Annotated in this window: 11 protein-coding genes and 1 pseudogene; 3 read left to right on the top strand and 9 right to left on the bottom strand. The window is 69.0% G+C overall.

Annotated features, from left to right (window positions below; all coding sequences use genetic code 11):
- Nucleotides 1-262 precede the first annotated feature (262 nt).
- The 3 genes from ACZ6IM_RS33065 to ACZ6IM_RS33055 all read right to left on the bottom strand — a co-directional run bounded on the left by ACZ6IM_RS33065 (nucleotide 263) and on the right by ACZ6IM_RS33055 (nucleotide 2,464).
- Nucleotides 263-1,165 (bottom strand): SDR family NAD(P)-dependent oxidoreductase, encoded by a 903-nt coding sequence (locus ACZ6IM_RS33065; RefSeq protein WP_469561696.1) that lies wholly within the window; start codon nucleotides 1,163-1,165, stop codon nucleotides 263-265.
- 73 nt (nucleotides 1,166-1,238) lie between these two features.
- The gene (locus tag ACZ6IM_RS33060) at nucleotides 1,239-1,802 is read right to left on the bottom strand and encodes a TetR/AcrR family transcriptional regulator (RefSeq protein ID WP_469561693.1); all 564 of its coding nucleotides are present in this window, start codon (nucleotides 1,800-1,802) and stop codon (nucleotides 1,239-1,241) included.
- A gap of 326 nt (nucleotides 1,803-2,128) precedes the next feature.
- On the bottom strand, nucleotides 2,129-2,464 hold the full coding sequence (locus ACZ6IM_RS33055; protein ID WP_469561690.1) for an EthD domain-containing protein: 336 nt from the start codon (nucleotides 2,462-2,464) through the stop codon (nucleotides 2,129-2,131).
- A 67-nt stretch (nucleotides 2,465-2,531) separates the two neighbouring features.
- Between ACZ6IM_RS33055 and ACZ6IM_RS33050 the strand changes: the two genes are divergently transcribed.
- On the top strand, nucleotides 2,532-2,906 hold the full coding sequence (locus ACZ6IM_RS33050; RefSeq protein WP_469561687.1) for a MerR family transcriptional regulator: 375 nt from the start codon (nucleotides 2,532-2,534) through the stop codon (nucleotides 2,904-2,906).
- Between the two features lie 39 nt (nucleotides 2,907-2,945).
- A pseudogene (locus ACZ6IM_RS33045) lies at nucleotides 2,946-3,065 on the top strand (DUF475 domain-containing protein); the annotation flags it as partial.
- 266 nt (nucleotides 3,066-3,331) lie between these two features.
- On the opposite strand, the gene ACZ6IM_RS33040 reads toward ACZ6IM_RS33045, so the two are convergent.
- From ACZ6IM_RS33040 to ACZ6IM_RS33015, 6 genes are all read right to left on the bottom strand, one after another.
- Nucleotides 3,332-4,300 (bottom strand): carbohydrate kinase family protein, encoded by a 969-nt coding sequence (locus ACZ6IM_RS33040; RefSeq protein ID WP_469561684.1) that lies wholly within the window; start codon nucleotides 4,298-4,300, stop codon nucleotides 3,332-3,334.
- A 180-nt stretch (nucleotides 4,301-4,480) separates the two neighbouring features.
- On the bottom strand, nucleotides 4,481-5,947 hold the full coding sequence (locus ACZ6IM_RS33035; protein ID WP_469561681.1) for a glycoside hydrolase family 32 protein: 1,467 nt from the start codon (nucleotides 5,945-5,947) through the stop codon (nucleotides 4,481-4,483).
- 76 nt (nucleotides 5,948-6,023) lie between these two features.
- Entirely contained in the window at nucleotides 6,024-6,896 is an 873-nt protein-coding gene (locus tag ACZ6IM_RS33030) for a carbohydrate ABC transporter permease (protein WP_402678499.1), read from the bottom strand.
- A gap of 1 nt (nucleotide 6,897) precedes the next feature.
- On the bottom strand, nucleotides 6,898-7,833 hold the full coding sequence (locus ACZ6IM_RS33025; RefSeq protein ID WP_402678498.1) for a carbohydrate ABC transporter permease: 936 nt from the start codon (nucleotides 7,831-7,833) through the stop codon (nucleotides 6,898-6,900).
- 65 nt (nucleotides 7,834-7,898) lie between these two features.
- Nucleotides 7,899-9,203, bottom strand: a complete 1,305-nt coding sequence (locus tag ACZ6IM_RS33020) for an ABC transporter substrate-binding protein (protein WP_469561677.1) — start codon at nucleotides 9,201-9,203, stop codon at nucleotides 7,899-7,901.
- A gap of 146 nt (nucleotides 9,204-9,349) precedes the next feature.
- Nucleotides 9,350-10,384: a LacI family DNA-binding transcriptional regulator gene (locus tag ACZ6IM_RS33015; protein WP_193777900.1), complete on the bottom strand. Its 1,035-nt coding sequence runs from the start codon at nucleotides 10,382-10,384 to the stop codon at nucleotides 9,350-9,352.
- A gap of 269 nt (nucleotides 10,385-10,653) precedes the next feature.
- Between ACZ6IM_RS33015 and ACZ6IM_RS33010 the strand changes: the two genes are divergently transcribed.
- Nucleotides 10,654-13,587 carry a glycoside hydrolase family 32 protein gene (locus ACZ6IM_RS33010; RefSeq protein WP_469561675.1) on the top strand — a complete coding sequence of 978 codons (2,934 nt, stop codon included), beginning with the start codon at nucleotides 10,654-10,656 and terminating at the stop codon, nucleotides 13,585-13,587.
- Nucleotides 13,588-13,609 lie beyond the last annotated feature (22 nt).

Genomic DNA, 13,609 nt, shown 5'->3' with positions numbered 1-13,609 from the left:
ACCACAGTTCATCCGACACGATCCACGGCCGCGACTGACGGCTTCCCATGCCCAGACATACGGGCAGAGAGGACGACAGTCTCACGGTCAGCAGCTTTTGTTAGAGCCAGTAACAGATGTTGCTGGACCAGTTACGGGAGGCTCACTGGCTGCACTTCTCTCGTGACATGCTCGACGCCTCGCGAGTGCAGGCCAGGCCCGGCGAAGCCTTCCGCACGGTGGCCCGAGTCGGGTCGCCCGGGGGGCCACGCAAAGTCCTTCCTCAGACGTGCACTGTCCTCAGTAGGGCACGGGTCTCGGCGACTACCCGAGCGTTGAACGCCGGGTCGTGCACCTGTGCGGAACCTCGCATTGGTCGTCCCTTCTCGTCGTAGTAGACGCCGGTGGTGTCCGATCCGTCGGTGAGTATCCGGGTGATCATGCGAGCCGCGGTGCCCGGGTTGGTCCAGTACTTGATGAGCGGGGCCAGTGGTGAGAGCACGTACTTCGACAGCAGACGCAGGAACAGGCCGGCGTCACGGCTGAGATTCGTGCCGGGGGCGAAGCCGGGCTCGATGGCGTTGAACCGCAGTCGGGGCGTTTCGCGGGCGAAGGCGAGCACCGTTGCCAGGTTGCACTGCTTGGACGTGGCGTAGGCGTCTCCGCCGGGCAGTTTCGAGCCGCCGGGCTTCCACTCGCCGCGGGTGCTCGCCTCGGCGGAGATGTACCGGGCGCCGCGGAACCCTGACATGGTGGCGGGCTTGCGCTCCGGATCCTCCACGGCCGAGACGATGAACACCACCTGTGTGCCGTCTTCGAGGTGGGGCATGAGCGTCTCGGTGAACACGAAAGGCCCGATGTGATTGGTCGCGTAGGCGATGTCCCAGCCGAGGGCGTTCGTTCCGGGACGGCTGGGGAAGATCCCGGCGTTGTTGAGCACGCCAGTGATCGGAAGGCCGAGCTCGATGATCCGAGCGACGGCGCCTCGCACGCTCGTCAGGTCCGAGAGGTCGCAGAGGACGGACAGGGCCTTTCCGCCTCTGCCTTCGATGCTGCTGCGCACGTCGTCGAGCTTGGCGGCGTCGCGCCCGACCAGCACGACGGTGCCGTTTTTGGCGAGTTCGAGGGCGGTGCGCCGACCGAAGCCGGAGGTAGGGCCGGTGACGACGTAGACCTTGTCAGGCATGGCTCTCCTTAGATGTCTGACTAGTCAGTCATTAATGGGCGTGCGTGAGCACGAGGAAGTGGGCCCGGGCGGGTCAGCCGATCATGCGCCAGAGTGCGTCGAAACCGGACCGCTTGTGCTCGTCGGCGCGGTCGGGGTCGCCGATCATGTAGTCGATGGTGGCCTCGGCCAGGGCATTGGACAGCGTGAACACCAAAGCCGCCGGGGCATCGCGCATCGGGCCGTTCGCCCGGCTGCGCTCCAGAATCTCTCCGATGCCCGCCATGGTCCGGTTTGCGGACTCATGGGTGGACGTCGTGATCTCGTCGGAGACCTGGAGCTGGGCCAGAGTGCGGCGCTTCAGGGGATTGTCCGTTGCCCAGTCCATCCAGCGTGACCACATGTGCAGCATCTGGGTGCGCGCATCGGCTGCGGGGAGGCCGCCGAGTGCGGCTGCCCCCATCTCCCCCTTCAGCTCCAGGTAAAGCTGGTTCAGTAGATCCGCTTTGGTGTCGAAGTAGGTGAACAGTGACCCGTTCGAGACGCCGGCCTCCTTCGCGATGGCCGCCGTCGCCGCCCCCAGCCCCTGGGCGGCGATGATCCGTGTGGCAGCGGACATGATCGCCGCGCGCCTGTCGTCGCTCCTCGGTCTGGGCATGAGGACAGCATGTAGGAGAGTGATCGGTCAGTCAAATATCGGAGTCACTCTTCCCTCGGCGTACACCGCAGCAGGCATCCCCACCAAGCCACCCGCCTGGGCTTCGGGCGGCTCAGGGACGGTTGGTCTTGGTCACAGCCGAGACCAAGGGCCCACCGGCCCGAACCCGTCCGGCTCACAGCACGCCGACGCCGGCCAGACAGTCTCGCCCCAGTACCACGGCTAGGCCGTTGCGTTCGGATCTCTGGTCGTAGGTTCGGGTGTCACCGTGCACGTGGGGGCCGGCCGTGGGAGCTGAGCGGGCACCCGTCTGTCGAGTCGGGCCGTCAAACGACCTTCCTCTCCTCGGTGACCATCACGGCCACCGATTCCATGTCGATGAAGCGTGCTTCGTCGGGGTTGACCAGCGTCCGGTAGTTCTCGGAGGCGAAGAAGGCGTCGTGATCCTCCCAGTTCTCGAACCAGATCTCCGTCAGGCCGTCGTAGGCCCGGGGCGGATAGTTCTCGGCGGGGACCGGGTGGGACACGGTGTACTTGCGCACGTAGCGCTCCGCCTCCGGGATGGAGGTGAACAGCGGAGCGTGCCGGTTCCTGTGGTGTTCGACGAAACGCTCGTACGACATTCCCTCGACACGGTTGATCATGAAGATGAGCTTCAGCATGGAGTTAACCTAAAAGCTCACATCAATGTGAGGGGCAAGTGGGACATCGGCATGAGAGGAGTCCGGCATGCGGATCGGTGAACTGTCAGCCCGGACGGGAGCCAGCCGCCGGTCGCTGCGCTACTACGAGGAGCAGGGCCTGCTCGTCAGCTCCCGCTCACCCACCGGACAGCGCCACTACGAGGACGAGCACGTTCAGCGGGTGCGCCTCATACAGGCGTTCCTGGCAGCAGGCATGCCCAGCAGCACCATCGCCGAGATGGCGCCCTGCATGTCCGAGCCGACCGAGGACAGGGCGCGACAGGCACTGAAAATCATGGGCCGCGAGCGGGCCCGGCTGTCCGAGGCCATCGACGGCCTCGCTGCCGCCAGGGCCGCGCTGGACCACCTCATCGAGGACAATCAGGCATACCTGACACGGTCGGCGCACGACGGTCCGTGAACCGGGGATGATCGGATCAGCGCGCCGGCCACAGGAAGACACCTGCGTTCGCTCACGGTCTACCTGGTCCGCGAGGGCATCCTCGACGACTACGACTGCCTGGAGCACGGCGCCCAGTACGCCATCGGCGCCCTCACCGCCGTCCTCCTGGTGACCATCAGTACGAGATCAACGAACAGCAACGAACAGCAACACCCACCCCTGGATGGTGCACATAGTCTCGGGTGCCGCCGTACGAGGACGGCCGGGACTCGGCGGACTTCACCGGCGACTACGGCGACGGCGTCTACCTCGAGCGGTCCCATCAGCACGGCGCCCGTGTGCACGGGGGGCGCGGGGCACAGCGCCCTCCGTGTCGGAGCGCCTCGACGAGCAATAGCTCATTCCCTCAGTTGCGTTGCCGGCGAATGGCGCCAACGTTCCGGTCAGCGTCGAATCGCAGTGGCGAGATCGTCCGCCCAGGGTGGATTCGCACCGGCGACCGAAACCGTCAGGGTGGCGACCTGGGCGGCGAACGAGCAGGCGTCAGCGACGTCTTCGAGGGTCAGCTCGTTGAGTCGGCCGCCCAGGTGTCCGGCATCGGCAAGGCGGTGCAGCAGGCCCGCGGTGAAGGAGTCGCCGGCACCGACGGTGTCGATGACCACCGCAGGACGGGCTGGGACGGTGACGCGCGCACCGTCGAGGGACGCGAGGGCGCCGCGTCCGCCGAGGGTGATGACGACGAGGCGCACGCCTGCGGTGTGCCAGGTGTCGCAGGCTTCTTCGAGGCCGGCACCCGGCGCCAGGAAGGTGCAGTCGTCTTCGCTGAGGCGGAGGATGTCGGCGACGGCGCACCAGTGGGCCAGCCGTTCGCGGTAGGCGGAGGGCGGTACGAGCAGGGGGCGGACGTTGGGGTCGATGGATACGGTGGCGCGCTCGCGCACCTGAGCGAGGTGTTCCTCGATTCGGCTGCCGCCGGGCCGGCGGATCAGCGCGAGAGAACCGGTGTGCAGGCAGACCGCGTCGTCGTTCAGCGTCGCGGCGAGGTCGCTGTCGGTCCACTGCCAGTCGGCGGCGCCGTCGGCATGGAAGCCATAGGTGGCTTGGCCGGTCGCGTCGAGGTCGGCGACGGCGAGCGTGCTGGGCTCGGAGGTGGTCACGCTGCTGGTCAGGTCGACGCCGGAGGCGTTGAGGCGGGCGCGGAAGAGGGTGCCGAAGGCGTCGTTGGAGAAGCGTCCGAGGAAGCGGGTGGGGGTGCCGAGCCGGGCGAGGGCGACGGCGGTGTTGGCCGGACCGCCACCGGCCAGCGCCCGAAGGGCCAGACCGCCGGTATCTGACCGGTCGCGGTCCTCGAAGATGTCGGCGACGCATTCGCCGAGGACGTCGACGCTGCCGGGGGACCCGGGTCGGGCCATGGTGGCTGTCTGCCTCTCAGGTAGGGCGCGGGGCCGTAGCCCCGCGCCACGGAACGCAGCCCGCGGGCCCGTAGGGGCGTGGGGTGCTGCGATGGCCATGTCTGCCGCACACGGTGCGAGGTCCCGGGGCCTGTCGATGTGCGGGTGGGTCAGCCTTCGGGCCGCGTACGGCCCAGGGCATCAAGCAGGCTGTGCTGTCCGAGGCGCCGACTGGGGTTCCTGCCGGATGTCCTGCGAGGCCAGGTTCCAGGCCGCGACGGCGAACTCGCTGCGCCCTGCCCCTGTCGTACGGGCCTGCAGCCGCCACGGTCCGTCGGTGGACGGGTAGAACCTCAGGGTGAGGACCTGCTCGTCGGCCAGGTAGACCTCGGCTATCGAGCGGTCCACGATCACACGGAGTTCGACGGGGACGCCGGGGCGTGCCGCGGCCGGGCACGGTGCGGTGTAGGCCCCTCCCCGTGCCCGCGTGTCCGATGAGGCGTGGGTGCGGTCGACGGCGAGGCGGCCTGCCGTGGGGTCGAGGCTGATGTCGAGGTACTCGGAGCCGCAGGTCGACGTGATCAGGCGCAGCCCGCTGGTACCCGTGGTGTCCGGGACGAGGGTGGCGGTGAGGTCGAAGGTGGGGCTGACCTGGCCGAGTTCGGCGGGCTCGGTCCGGATGACGTGTCCGGTTCCGTAGAGGACGCGGGGACCGCGCAGGGCCAGCAGTTCGCGGGCGGGGCGCTGGGCGACCGTGCCGTCGGCCGTGAGGCTGACCTCTCGGGGGAGCGTGAGGACGCCTGCCCAGCCCGCTTCGTGCGCCCAGGCGTCGCTCCGGGCTTCCCAGGCCCAGCCCCACATCAGCCAGCGGTCCTCTCCCGGGGCCTTCAGGAGGGCGGGGGCGTAGAAGTCGGGACCGTGGTCCAGCGGCACGAGGGCCGTGGCCGCCGTGAAGCGTCCGTCTCTCTCCTGGCCGATGAGGACGCTGGTGTGGCTGGGTCCGCCCTGAGGGGTCCAGTCGCTGAGGATCAGAACACCTTGGTCGCCGAACGTGGCGTACTGGGGGCACTCCCAGCCGACCGGGCCCGAGCCGGTCGCGGCGTCGCTGGTGTGGAAGGGGCCGCGGTAGGTCCAGTGTTCCAGGTCGTCGGACTCGTACAGTTGCGCCGCGGCGCGGCCGTCGTCGAGGGCGGACCCGACGAGCATCCGCCAGCGCTCGTCCTGCCGCCAGACGTAGGGGTCCCGGTACATGGTGGTGCCGGCGGGCGGTTCGGGGATGAGCAGGTGGGGACGTTTGGTCCAGGTGCGGCCGTTGTCCGACGACTCGGCGGTCGTGACCGGCTGCCACCAGCGGTCATCGCGGTGGGCGGAGTAGAAGGCCAGGATGCGGCCGCCGGTGGAGACGGCGTTGCCGGAGTAGCAGCCGTCGGCGTCGTGCCCGCCGGGCGTGGGGGTGAGGGCGACGGGGAGGGGTTCCCAGGTGATCAGGTCGGGGCTGCGGTAGTGGCCCCAGTGCATGTTCGCGTGCTGGGGGCCGTGCGGGTTGTACTGGAAGAAGACGTGGTAGTGGCCGTCGTGGAAGACCAGGCCGTTGGGGTCGTTGATCCAGTTGCGGGGCGGTCGCAGATGAACGGTGGGCAGGTGGGGGTCGGCAGGCGACGTGGACACACGGGGCCTTTCTCAGGGCGTGCGAAGCGCACGGAAGTCATGAGGACGAGGCGGGATCGCAAGTGCGGTGCGGGGGTCAGCCCTTGACGCCGGTGGAGGCGATGCTGTTGACGAACGACCGCTGGAACGCCACGAACAGGGCGAGGATCGGCACGGTGATCATGGAGGAGTAGGCCATGATCTGGCCCCAGCCCACGTTCAGCTGGAAGAAGTAGGAGATGCCGACCATCACCGGTCGCAGCTCTTCGCTCTGCACGACCATCAGCGGCCACAGGTAGGAGTTCCAGGCGGGCAGGAAGGTGAGGATGGCGACGGTGGCGACCGCCGGGCCGGACAGCGGCATCACGATGCGCCGGTAGATGGTGAACCAGCCGGCGCCGTCCATGATGGCTGCCTCGTCGAGTTCCCTGGGGATGCTCTGGAAGAACTGGTGGAAGAAGAAGATCGAGAAGGCGTTGGCGACGAACGGCAGGATCTGCACCTGGTAGGTGTCCATCCAGCCGGTGGTCCACTCGAGCTGGAAGCCGTTCACGCGGAGCAGCGGAAGCTGGTTGACCCACCACACCAACGGCAGCGCGAATGTCTCGAACGGCACGATGAGGGTGGCGATGACCACGGTCAGGACGAGCTTGCGGCCGGGCCACCGCATCCGTGAGAGCGCGAAGGCGGCCAGGCTGTTCACGACGATGCCGAGCACCACGGTGACCGACGAGATCAGCACGGAGTTCAGCAGGAACCGTGCCGCCGGGACCCGCTCGAACATGTCGCTGTAGTTGTCCAGCGAGAGGGCTCCGACCGGCAGGAAGGCGCGCAGTGAGCCGAGGTCGCCGAAGATCTGGTCGTCCGATTTGAACGACGAGACCAGCATGAAGAGGAGCGGCAGCGCGAAGACCAGGGCCAGGACGACTCGGCCGGCGTGACCGCTGAACTGCTTGAGGAGGGAGGTCATGTCAGTCCTTCTCCCGGGTCAGGAAGCGCTGGACGAGCGACACGGTCAGGACGAGTACGAAGAAGATCAGCGAGATGGCTGCCGCGTAGGCGGTCTCCTGCTGGTCGTAGCCGGTGCGTACGGCCTGGTAGACGACGGTGGTGGTGGAGTCGAGCGGGCCGCCCTGCGTCATGACCCTGATCTGGGTGAAGAGGCTGAACGCCGCGATCGTGATGGTCACGAGCACGAAGGTGCGCGTGGCACGCAGCCCCGGCCAGGTGACGTGGCAGAAGCGGTGCCAGGGTGTGGCGCCGTCGATCTCGGCGGCTTCGTACAGCTCGGCGGGGATGGTCTGCAGGCCGGCCAACCAGATGATCATGTGGAAGCCGACGCCTTGCCACACCGACATCAGGATGATGGCGGGCATCGCGGTGGAAGGGTCGCCCAGCCAGTCCGGGCCCTGGAAGTGGCCGAGGGTGAGTGTCGAGATGACGTGGTTGACCAGACCGTCCTTCCGGTAGAGGAAGGTCCACAGGAGGGACACCACGACCATCGAGGTGACGACGGGCAGGAAGTAGACGGTGCGGAAGAAGTTGACACCCCGCACCTTCGCGTTGACCAGCAGCGCCAGGACCAGGGCGAGGCCGGCCTGGAGCGGGACGACGACGACGGCGAAGTACGCGGTGTTGCGCAGGGACTTGTAGAAGACCGGGTCTTCGAAGAGCCGGGTGAAGTTGCGCAGGCCCACGAAGCGGGCCGGGGTGGGCGAGATGAGCCTCGCGTCGGTGAAGGCCAGGGCGAAGGCGAGGGCGACCGGTACGACGAGAAAGACGATCAGCAGCACGACGGCCGGGGTGGCCATGCCGAGGGCGGTGAGGCTCTCACGGCGACGGGTGTTGGTCGTTCGGGTTCGCCGGACCGGGCGCAGCCGCTGAGGGGCTGCGGTCTTGGTGGTCACGGTATCTCCAGGGAGCCGGTCCGGTTCGGGCGGCGCGGTCGGGGACCGAACCGGACCGGGGCGGGTCAGCCTGCGTAGTTGTTGTTCGTCTTCAGGTTGTTGTCGATGTTCTTCGCGGCCTGGCCGAGAGCGTCCTCGGGGTCGGCGCCGGCCAGGATGTCCTGGGCCGCCTTCTGGAACTCGGTGGAGATGTACGGGTACGCCGGGGTGACCGGTCGCACCGTGGCGTACTCGCGCGCGAACTGGACGAGTACCTCGAACTTGCCGCCCGGCTGGTAGTCCGCGATCTGCTGCGCGGCGGCGTCCGTGGCGGGGATGGTGCTGGTGGCCTTGGCGTAGTCGACGAAGTACTTGGTCTGGCGGGAGAACTTCAGCCACTCCTGTGCGCCGTCCTTGTTGGAGCAGGTGGAGCTCATGGCCCACTGCCAGGAGGCGCCGCCGATCTTGGGCCCGTTGCCGAAGTCGACCGGCGGGATGATCGCCAGGTCGTCGCCGAGCTTCTCGGCGTTCTTGGCCGCGTTCCAGCTGCCGTCCCACTGGATGGCGCTCTTGCCGGCCAGGAAGTCCTTGTTGGGGTCGGCTCCGGACTTCTTCGCCATGTGGCCCTTGGTCACCAGCGAGCGGAACCAAGTGCCCCACTCGACGGAGTCCTTGCCGTCAAGGGTGCCGGAGGCGGTCTTGTAGCCGTCGCGGTCGATGAGGTCGCCACCGAAGCTCTGCAACTGCGGGGAGTAGGCGTACGGCCACCACTCCCCGCTGCCACCGGTGCCCATCTCCAACGGGTACGCGAACTTTCCGCTCTTCTTCAGCTTGGCCAGCGCGGCGTCGAACTCGTCCTTGGTCCAGGGCTTGTCCATGGTGGGAATGCGGATGCCGTGCTCGTTCAGGACGGACTTGCGGGCGAAGAAGGCCAGGGAGACGTCGTAGAAACCGAAGGAGTACAGCTGGTCCTTGTACGTTCCGACGGTGCTGGCGAGCTGGTCTTTCACCGGTACCTCGCTGCCGGAGACGTCGATGGGGGCCAGATAGCCGCCCCAGGCCCAGTTCGCCACGTTGGGGCCGTCCACGTCGAGCAGGCAGGGCAGCTTGCGGGCCGAGGCGGCGGCCACCACGGAGTTGTTGTAGTCGGTCTGCGGGAACGACTGGAGCTCGACCGTGTACTTGTCCTGGGAGCCGTTGAAGTCCTTGATGATCTTTTTGACGACATCGAGTTCGGCCGAGTTGCCGGCGTTGTGCGTCCACAGGGTCAGCGTGTCGCCGCTGGCTCCGGACGAGCTCCCGCCGCTGCCGGACGCGCACCCGGCTACGAGCGCGGTCGCCGCCGCGGCGGCTACACTCGCAAGCGCGAGGCGCCTTCTTCTGAACACCACGAGGTTCCTCCATCTCACGGAGGCGGGTCTTGCAGGACCCGCCCTTGGCGGCCGGTTGCGACGGTCGCCGTTCTTGGGGGCCGTCCCGCCGTCCGCGCCGGAATCATCGGAGCGGGCGGCGGGACGGCTGTCTTCGGATGCCGGTGTCACTCCCCGGCGGGGGCACCGAGGGAGGCGCGCTCCCGCAGTGGCATGGGCACGCGGTGTACGGCCGCTTCGAGCGGCCCGCCGCGGAGGATCAGCTCCACGGCGAGGCGTCCGAGCTGATAGTGCGGCAGCTTCAGTGTGGTGAGGGCCGGACGCAGCACGGACGCGATGTCCTGGTCGTCGAAGGAGATCACCGACACGTCGCCGGGCACCGACAGCCCCGCCTCACCGAGCGCCTGGTAGGCGCCGAAGGACACCCGGTCGGCCAGGCACACCAGCGCCCGGGGGCGGGTCCCAGCCGCCAGCAGGGCGGACACCTCCCGGTAGCCGTCCAGCGTGTCCCAGTCGCACTCGATGACGCCGTCCAGGTGGGCGCCGCCCTCGCGCAGCACTTCCTCCAGGCCGCGCATGCGCTCGTTGCCGGCGATGATTCCCTCGGGCGTGGCCGGGACGGCCTGGTGGCCGCCGATCGCCCAGATGCCCCCGGTGTGGCCGGCCGCGAGCAAGGCGCGGGCCGCGTCCCGGCCGGCCTCCAGTTCGTCCGGGACGACGGAGGGGGCGTCGAAACCCGGGGCCAGGCAGTTCAGCAGCACCACCGGGCGGCCGAACAGCTCCTTCGGCGGGGTCACGTAGCGGGTGAACATGGATGCGTAGATCACGGCGTCGACCTGGCGGTCCAGCAGGGCGTGGACCAGGGACGACTCGGCGGCGCGGTCGCCGCCGGCCTCGGTGATGAACAACAGGTGGTCCTGCTCGCGGGCGGCCTCCATGGCGCCGCGGATGACGTCGCCGGCGAACGGCGTGGTGGTGATCCGGTCCGACACGAGCCCGATGGTCTGCGTGGACTTCGTCCGGAGGCTGCGCGCGGTGACGTTCGGACGGTAGCCCAGTCGCCTGGCCGCTTCCAGAACCCGCTCCCGGGAGGCGTCCGAGATGCGCATGTCGGTGCGGCCGGACAGGGCGAACGACGCGGTCGTCGGCGACACGCCCGCCTCACGGGCGACGTCGGCCATGGTCACGCGGCGTTCGGACATCAGTGGATCAGCTCCGCTCGGCTAAATCGAATTAGCAGGACGCGATGAGAGTGCTCCACCTGTCATGCGCTGTCAACACCCCGGACATCTCGCCTACGTAACAGTGGCGTTTTACGATGATTCATCCGCTGTTGGGCAACGCGAAGTTGAGATCCGTGTGCGTTAGCTCTTGCTTTAGCGGAGACGGCGCGCGAACCATGCCGATCCATCACCTAAATCGAATTGGCACACCGTCAGGTCGCCGTCCGTCACCCATCCCAGGAGCCAGCATGAGGAGAAGAACCGCGCTCGCGGTCGTGTCCGCCGCCGTCGGCGGCGCCGTCGTGCCCCTCTCGTTCTCGCCCGCTTTCGCCGCCGCCGGCGGTCGGTCCGGCCCGCAGAAGCCCACCGCCCGCTGGGACTTCGACGAGCGGTCCGGCGCGGTCGCCCGCGAGGCGGTCTCCGGATCGGCCACCCCGGTGGAGTACGTCTTCAACGACGCCCGGTACAAGCCCGACAGCGACCCTGTACGCCGCCGTGGCGTGCGCGGCCGGGCCCTGTACTTCGACGGCTGCTCCACCTACGTCACCGCCGAAGGGCCGGGCAGGGTCGACCTCGCCGGCGGCGTGACCGTCGATGTGTGGATCGCCCCGTACGCCTACGAGCACGGCATCGACGGCAAGCCCCAGGCCCTGGTCAACCAGCACGACCCGGGCGCCAGGACCGGCTTCCTGCTCGGCCTGCGCCGCTTCGGGCAGATCGTCTTCCAGCTCGGCTTCGGCACCGACCTGATCGAAGTCAAGGGCGCCCCGGACCGTCCGGCCGCCAAAGGCCGGTGGAGCCACGTCGCGGCCACCTACGACCCGGCCGACCGCCGGCTGCGCCTCTACCTCGACGGCCGCCTGATCGGCACCGCCACCACCCCGGACACGGCCCCCGAACCGGCGCCCGGCGAGCCTCTCCTCATCGGGAAGCACAACCACCCGACCCTGCTCAACGGCGAGTTCCACGCCAACATGTACATGGGCCTCATGGACAGCCTCGTCATCCGCCCGGGCGCCCTGGACGACGCGACGGCGCAGCGCGAGCACGCCGAGAAGACCGCCGCCCTCCCCGGTCACCGCGTGCCCCGCCCGGACCTGGCCCCCCACCGGACCCGCTTCGACGGCGACCGGCACCGCCCCCAGTTCCACATGCTGCCGCCCTGGCACTGGATGAACGAGCCGCACGCGCCCGTGTACTTCAAGGGCAAGTACCACATCTTCTACCAGCACGACCCGCTCGGACCGTTCTGGGGCCAGATCCACTGGGGACACGCCGTCAGCACCGACATGGTGCACTGGCGCGACCTTCCCATCGCCCTCGCCCCCGCCGCGGACTCGCCCGGCCCGGACGGCATCTGGTCGGGCTCCGCCTGCGTCGACGGCGACCGCGGACCGGTCCTCTTCTTCACCGGCGGCGACGACCGCCTGCCCTACCGCCAACGCACCGGCCTCGCCCTGTCCACCTACCAGGCCGACGGTGACACCGACCTGCCCACCTGGACGATGCGCTCCGAACCGGTCACCGAAGCCCCGGCCGGACTGCCGGCCTGCCCGGGAACCGCGTGGGCGGAGAACTTCCGCGACCCGTTCGTCTGGGAGGAGGACGGCGTCTGGTACCAGCTCGTCGGCAGCGGCATCGTCGACTACGACGGCGCTCAGGTCACCCGCAAGCATGGCGGAACCGCTCTCCTCTACACGGCCCGCCGGCCCGAGGGGCCCTGGACCTACCAGGGTCCGCTGCACTGGAACGACCTCGCCAGGGTGCCCGAGCCCGGTGAGGTGTGGGAGCTGCCGGTGCTCCTCCCGCTTCCCGGCCCCCGCGGCCGGCGCACCGGAAAGCACATCCTGCTGATCTGTCCGTGGTGGGAGGGGTTCAACCCGAACGCCGTCAAGCACACGTACTACTGGATCGGCACCTTCGACAAGCGCGAGCACCGCTTCGTGCCCGACCATGACAAGCCCCGCGAGTTCGACTTCGGCGAGCACTTCACCGGCCCCTCCGGCTTCGTCACCCCCGACGGCCGCTCCGTGGTCTTCAGCATCACCCAGGACCGCCGCACCGAGCAGCAGCACGCCCAGTCCGGCTGGGCCCACAACGCCGGCATGCCCGTGTCCCTCTCCCTGCGCCAGGACGGCACCCTCGGGGTCGAACCGATCGCCGAGGCCGCCGGTCTGCGGGGCCGGCGAGTCGCCCGCATCCGGCAGACCTCGGTGTCGGAAGCAAACCGGCGGCTCGCCGGGGTCTTGGGCGACCTGCTGGACATCAGCGCCGTCATCGAACCGCGCGGCGCGCGAACGGTCACCCTGGCGGTCCGGGCGAGTGCCGACGGCGCCGAACAGACCCTGTTGACCTACGACACGGCCGAGCACCGCTTCCTGATCGACCGCGGTCGCTCCAGCCTCGACCCGGACGTCCGCAAGGGCGTCCACGCAGGCAACGTCGCACTCGACGGCGGGCGCCTCACGCTCAGGGTCCTGCTCGACCGCTCGATGCTGGAGGCGTACGTCAACGGCAGCCACAGCATCACCAGCCGGGTCTATCCCACCCGCGAGGACGCCACCGGCCTGCGGCTGACGAGCGAGGGCGGATCGGCCCGCGTCGTGTCCCTGGACGTCTGGCGCATGAACGGCGCCTACGACACGCCGGCCGTGCCCGCCGCATACGACCCGCCCCGCCCGGCGGACGTCGACGCGCTGCCCAACCACGACTTCGCCACCGGCGACCTCACCGGATGGACCGTCGTCTCCGGCACGACCTTCGGCGACGCCAACGTCACCACCCGCACCGACTGGGGCTGGGGCGGCCCCTTCTACCAGGCCGAGACCGAAGACGACCCGGCAGGCCACCACCTGTGGGGCTTCAACCCCTCCAAGGGCGGCGACAGCGCCACCGGCGTCCTGCGCTCCACCACCGTTGTCCTCGGCGGAGACGGCGTGATCGACCTGCTCGTTTCCGGCGGCAACGACCCCGACCGCCTCTACGCGGCCGCCGTCCGCGCCAACGACGGCAAGGTCCTGGCCAAGGCCACCGGCCGCAGCACCGAGCAGTACCGCCGCGTCGTCTTCGACCTCTCCGCCCACATCGGCGACCGGATCTACATCGAGGTGGTCGACCGGGCCGACGGGGGCTGGGGTCACATCAACGTCGCCGACGTCAACGTCCCCGTCCGGCGCTCCTGACCCCCGGTTCCGCCCCAGGTAC

The sequence above is a fragment of the Streptomyces sp. NPDC042336 genome, assembly GCF_055581985.1.
This window is presented reverse-complemented; position numbering and strand designations above follow the sequence as displayed.